The sequence below is a fragment of the Brevibacterium sp. 2SA genome, assembly GCF_005502845.1.
In the GTDB taxonomy this organism is placed as follows: Bacteria; Actinomycetota; Actinomycetes; order Actinomycetales; family Brevibacteriaceae; genus Brevibacterium.
Map to the genome: position 1 here is coordinate 1 of NZ_SCMW01000096.1, position 5,776 is coordinate 5,776.

General features: G+C 59.1%; 5 protein-coding genes. 3 read left to right on the top strand and 2 right to left on the bottom strand.

The genetic code is table 11. The features are described from left to right. Positions 1-98: 98 nt before the first annotated feature. The 3 genes from FFS20_RS17565 to FFS20_RS17575 all read left to right on the top strand — a co-directional run bounded on the left by FFS20_RS17565 (position 99) and on the right by FFS20_RS17575 (position 2,001). Positions 99-416, top strand: a complete 318-nt coding sequence (locus FFS20_RS17565; RefSeq protein WP_137827066.1) for an ATP-binding protein — start codon at positions 99-101, stop codon at positions 414-416. A gap of 146 nt (positions 417-562) precedes the next feature. Then, on the top strand, positions 563-1,165 hold the full coding sequence (locus tag FFS20_RS17570) for a recombinase family protein (protein WP_125240296.1): 603 nt from the start codon (positions 563-565) through the stop codon (positions 1,163-1,165). 317 nt (positions 1,166-1,482) lie between these two features. After that, the gene (locus tag FFS20_RS17575) at positions 1,483-2,001 is read left to right on the top strand and encodes a hypothetical protein (RefSeq protein ID WP_125240297.1); all 519 of its coding nucleotides are present in this window, start codon (positions 1,483-1,485) and stop codon (positions 1,999-2,001) included. Between the two features lie 12 nt (positions 2,002-2,013). Here the strand turns inward: FFS20_RS17575 and FFS20_RS17580 are convergent, their stop codons facing one another. Both FFS20_RS17580 and FFS20_RS17585 read right to left on the bottom strand, forming a co-directional pair. Then, positions 2,014-3,537 (bottom strand): SulP family inorganic anion transporter, encoded by a 1,524-nt coding sequence (locus FFS20_RS17580; RefSeq protein ID WP_125240298.1) that lies wholly within the window; start codon positions 3,535-3,537, stop codon positions 2,014-2,016. Between the two features lie 277 nt (positions 3,538-3,814). After that, entirely contained in the window at positions 3,815-5,029 is a 1,215-nt protein-coding gene (locus FFS20_RS17585; protein ID WP_125240299.1) for an MFS transporter, read from the bottom strand. Between the last annotated feature and the right edge of the window lie 747 nt (positions 5,030-5,776).

Here is a 5,776-nt window from a genome sequence, read left to right on the forward strand (position 1 = left end):
CTCGAGCCTCGGCTACCGCACGCCCGCCGAAGCGCGCGCCGACTACACCCTTCAGGCCGCGATCGCCGCCTGATCCACAAAGAGATCGTCTACGAAACTTGACACAGCCCAAACGCCTCGCCCGCTACCCGCAGCTCTACAGCCGTATCGGCTTCGCTCACGAGTACCGCCAGTTGAGCGCGGACGAACTCACCGCAGTCCTGGCCAGACGACTTCCAGCTGAGGGCGAGGCAACCGATGGTGGCGTCGCCCACGCAACCGCGATCGCGACTATCGTCCGGATCACCGCAGGCAACTTCCGCCTCGTCGACCGTTTACTCACCCAGATCGAGCGCGTGCAGACCGTGAACGACCTCAACGAGTTGACGCCCGAGGTTGTAGAGGCAGCTCGGCAGGCTCTCCTCATCGGCCACTAAACGCCGCGAGAAACGTGCCATTTACCGCTGCGACTCACAAATTTTGCGGTCCGAGTTCAAGGGGCAAAACATGTCTCGATAACCCGTCTCGACGGAGAATGTCTTACCGTGGTGACTTTTCGGTATTTGTGAGTCATTCTTGAAGTATGAGGCTTCTGGGATACACGAGAGTCAGTACCGCCGGTCAGGATGCGCAGCTCCAGCTCGATGCACTCGTCGGTGCGGGAGTCCAGAAACGGGACGTGTTCTCTGATGTGACTTCCGGCAGTAAGGCGGCGAAACAACGACCGGGAATGAAACGGTTAATCGAATATGCCGAAGATGGTGACACCGTCGTCGTGTGGCGCATCGATCGCCTCGGCCGTTCACTCCTCGACGTTCTGGCAACCGTGAACCATCTCCGCGACCGGGGTGTGAAGATCAGTTCTATTTCAGACAATATTGATCCCGAGACGTCATCGGGTCGGATGATGCTAGGAATGCTCGCCACTCTGGCTGAGTATGAACGTGAGCTCATCACCGAACGTGTCAACGCAGGCATCGTCGCAGCCAAGCTCAACGGCACCAAGTTCGGGCGGCCGCCGCTCGACCCGGACGAGATCGCTGAGAAGCTCGCGATTGCCGAGGATGCCCGAGCGAAAGGTCGAACCGCTGAAGATGCAGCACGCTTGGTGGGCTGGTCCAGGGCAACCTTGTACCGACACCGCCAGGCCTCCGTCACTCACGACACCTTGGCTGAGCCGGGGTGAGACGGGTCGGCTTTTCTTACTGCGCACGTGAGCTAGCTGGCCGCGCACGGCATTCGTCGCCCGCGCCGGCTTCATTCCGGCTGGAAGTCGAGGATCAGTTACTGACAGGCTTTGCTGGGCGTAAAATGTGGTTGTTGAGGTTCGGAGACATGCCCGGGCCGCAACGTTGTCAGGCCCTGACCGGGCCGATCAAGCGGGCGTCTTCGGATGTCCGCTTGATCTTTAACTCACTTGAGGAGGCCTCGTCTTTGAGGTCCTCAGGGGTAAATATTCCGGATTGCATATTAAAAGTTGGGCTTCGGATCTATTGTGGGAAAGTGACCTCTTCCAGCAGGCGCGCCTACGATGTCGTCAGCAGAGACAACAGGCACGATCGTCCCTCTCCTGAGAGTGCCGTCGGCCGATCGCTTGCCGAGCAGCCGCTGCCCGGCGATGACGAGCGCTGGGACGAACTCCTGTCCGACCTCGACGTCGACGACCTCACCGCCACCTTGATGTCACGAGCTATAGCCAGCGGAAGTCACTCATCTCCGATAGCCGACGTCGACCTCCGCCAGGCTGCTCGACTGTCGTTTCAGACCCTGATCGACAACCTGCGAACAGATGGGTGTTCGTCTTCTGCTCCAATGCCAACAGACAGTGAGACCCCTCTTGCTCGACCTGGTCCTCTCCTAGCGGCGGACCGGTTGGCAGGTGGCCACTACCTCACCGTGTTGTGGGAAGGGTTAGTCGGTGTGGCGAAACATGACGATGCTGAACTCCTCATCCGTCATACGTCTGAAGTATTCAGCACCGTCGTCGCCTACACTCTTGAGATCTCAGCGACCGCACATTAGGAGACCAAGGGGTCAGTGGCCCTGACCAAGACCGCCGGTGAGACGGGTATGGAAATCATCGGTATAGTCATTCATTCCGATAATCTTGACCCTCTTGCCCTGCTGTTCGTACTTCGTCTCGACAGCATCGAGTGTTGCCACGGTCGACGCGTCCCAGATGTGTGACTGGGACATGTCGATGACCACGTGATCAGGATCTTTCGTGTACTCGAACAAGGTCGTGAGGTCATTACTCGAGGCGAAGAAGAGTTCGCCAGTGACGGTGTACTTCGCCTCCGCACGTCCCTTGAACTCACCAAGCTCGCGTTCGACAGAGACGAAGTGGGCCACACGCCGAACGAACATCACCGAGGCGACGAACACACCAACAATGACACCGATGGCGAGGTTATGGGTAGCAACGACGACAACGACGGTGACGAGCATGACGAAGGTCTCGCTCTTGGGCAGGCGCTTCAGGGTCGAGATCTTGATCGAGTGCCAGTCGAAGGTACCGACAGAGACCATGATCATCACAGCCACGAGCGCAGCCATGGGAATGATTGCGACGACATCACCCAAGGCAACGACGAGAATGAGGAGGAATAGGCCAGCCAAGAACGTCGAGATCCGAGTCCTGGCTCCAGAGGCCTTGATGTTGATCAACGTCTGACCAATCATCGCGCAACCACCCATGCCGCCGAAGAATCCCGACAGAATGTTCGCGGTTCCCTGTCCCCAGCCTTCTCGGGTCTTATTCGAGTGCGTGTCGGTGACGTCGTCAACGAGCTTCGCAGTCATCAGAGATTCCATCAATCCGACCAGGGCCATCGCCAGGGCGGTGGGCGCGATGATCTGGAAGGTCTCAAAGCTGATCGGGACGTCGGGGAAGAACAGCTGCGGCAGACTATCGGGCAGATCACCCTGATCTCCAACGGACGGCACGTTGATCGCGGCAATGATGACAGCGGCGGTGACGATGACGATCGAGACCAATGGAGCTGGAATGATCTTGGTGATCTTGGGCATGAAGACCATGATGAGTAGGCCCACTGCAACGAGTGGGTAGACCATCCAGGGAACTCCGATGAGCTGTGGCAACTGAGCGATGAAGATCAGGATGGCCAGGGCATTGACGAAGCCGACCATGACGCTGCGCGGGACGAATCGCATGAGTTTGGCAGCACCGAAGAGGGCGAGGACGATCTGGAAAACACCGGCCAGAATGACCGTGGCGATGAAATAGTCGAGCCCGTACTCGTGGGCGATGGGGGCGATGACGAGTGCGATAGCACCGGTAGCGCCAGTAATCATGGCAGGTCGCCCGCCCAGGAAGGCAATAGAGACGGCCATGATGAAGGAGGAGAAGAGTCCGACTCGGGGATCGACGCCAGCGATGATGGAGAACGAGATCGCCTCGGGAATCAGCGCAAGGGCCACGACGAGGCCTGCAAGTGCCTCACGGGTGAGGAGTTTCGGCGATCGCAGAGCGGTCCACACCGAGGGTTCTGGTCTGTACCGTTTGGTGTCGTCGGTTTCGACAGTGACAGTGGTCATCTTCTACCTTCCGGGCAGTAGTGTGCTTCGTGTGTAGAAGCGCGAACAGTGATCAAACGGCGAAGTTGCCAGCAGTGTGACGTGGTGCCTGTCGGATCAGGAAACTGAGAATGAAGGGGCCTGGACGACCCGAACGATTTCCAACTCTACCGTGACGTGAGAGTCGATGCTAATTCGCTGTCTGTAATGTGACGAAGGACAAAGTTCGGGCCAGCGAAAGGCACACGAAATACTGTGCACCAACGGTCAAAAATCGTGCGGCGCTCGTGCTTGGCGCTCAACCTGTCACCAATGGATCGTGATGACGAGGTTGAGAGGTGAAAACGGTGACGGTGGCGATGCCGATCGGAATCACTGCCAGCAGGGCGGCCGGGAGTGCGAAGCTGCCGGTGAGATCGGTGCCCAGTGCCATGGCGTAGGGGCCCAGGGCGGATGCTCCCAGGCTGATCGCGGTGGCTAGTCCTCGAATTGCCCCGATGTTGGTCACTCCGTAATAGCGGGCGAAGGTCGCTCCTTCCATGCCGCGCAGGCACCCGCCTGCGGCACCGAGGATGAGGCCATAGGTGATGGCTGTCCATCCGGGAGAGATCAGGGGCAACATGAGCAGTGCGGCTGAGGTGGTGGCCATGGAGAAGATGATGAAGATCTTGGGATTCATCGAGTCGATGAGAGCACCGATGAGCAGGGTCGCCAACAGTGCCGCGATGGTCTGAGGAATAAAATTCGCCGCCGCCTCGGCCGGGCTCAGTCCTTGTCCGCCGAGGACCGCGATCTGGTGGAAGGCCAGGCCGGTGCTGAGCATCGACGAGCTGGCCACAGCCGCAGCGAGGACCCAGAACATTCCGGTCCGTCGAGCTTGGGACAGTGTCCAATCGGTTAAGGGCCTCACATCGGCAACCTGCGCGCTGTCCGTGTCTACGGACGTTCCTGTGTCATCTTCTATGTCAGGGTCGCATGAGTTGCCAGTTGTGTACTCGCGGCGGCCAGTCGATCGGACGAACAGAATGGCCGGCATGGCCACGACGATGACAGCGAGGGCCTCCCACCGCCAGGTCTGTGCTGGGCCCACTGCGGTGATCAGGCGCTCCAGGGCGACCGGCGCCAAGGAAATGCCCGTCGATCCGATCGCCGAAGCGATTCCCAGCGCCAGGCCCCGACGGTGATCGATGGCCCGGGAGACTGCGGTGACTACGGTCAGGCTCAGTGCCCCTTGCCCGGCCATGCGGACTCCAATGTAGCCGAAGGTCAGCCCGAACAGTTCGTGGGCAAAACTCAACCCCACCAGCACGATCGCGAACCCAATGGCGATGACAGCCATGACGACGCGAGCGTTCCAGCGGTCCGAGGCCTTACCGATGAGAGGCTGGAACGCGGCACCAATGAGAGTGGCGGTGAGATAGGACAAGGACAGGGCGGTTCTGTCGATTCCCACACTCGCAATAAGCGGCTCAGTGAACACCGAGAGGCCGGCTGTTTGTCCAGGTGCGGTCATTGCAGAGATGACTCCGCCAGCCACGACAGTGACGATCCAGGCCAGGCCGATGGACCGATGAGTTGAACGGCGAGAGTCGAGGGAGGAAATGAGTCGGGAGAGCCTTTCGTGCAGTCAATGGTCGAGGGGGAATCTGATACAGCAAACTCTACCGCTACGTGAATGTGCGGGCGGAGAATCCTCGAGATCGTGGATAGCCCGATCCCCCGAGGGCGGTCGGCTTCCTCAAGGGATCGGGCAGTCAGAAGGCGGAGTGGGCTGGCCTGGATTGGTGCAGCACCTTCTCAGCAACACTACCGTAACGGAAGGTTTGCTGGATGGCAACGTGAGCCGGTCGCCTTGCCCTCGGGCCCCAGTGGAACTCTCACGTAACGTAAGGTTAAACTGGAATTCGATCTCGGTTGCTGCCAGTTTCCATGGCATCGACTACCACCAGTCGGACCAGCCATAGTGCGGTTCCACTCAACAAAGAAAGACCCATTCTTTGGCTTCTTCTACGCGTACACTCACCGCTCCTTCCACACTCAAACCTGGAGGCCTTCGGGTCACACCATTGGGAGGACTCGGTGAAATCGGGCGCAATATGACAGTCTTCGAACACCGCGGAAAACTGCTCATCGTCGATTGTGGTGTCCTCTGGGGTGTGACACTTCTCGTAGACAGTCGTTACCAGGAAGGCACGACAGGGAATCATGTCTACGAATCGCAGGACGTTCACGCCGGAGTTCAAAGCCGACGCGGTCCAGT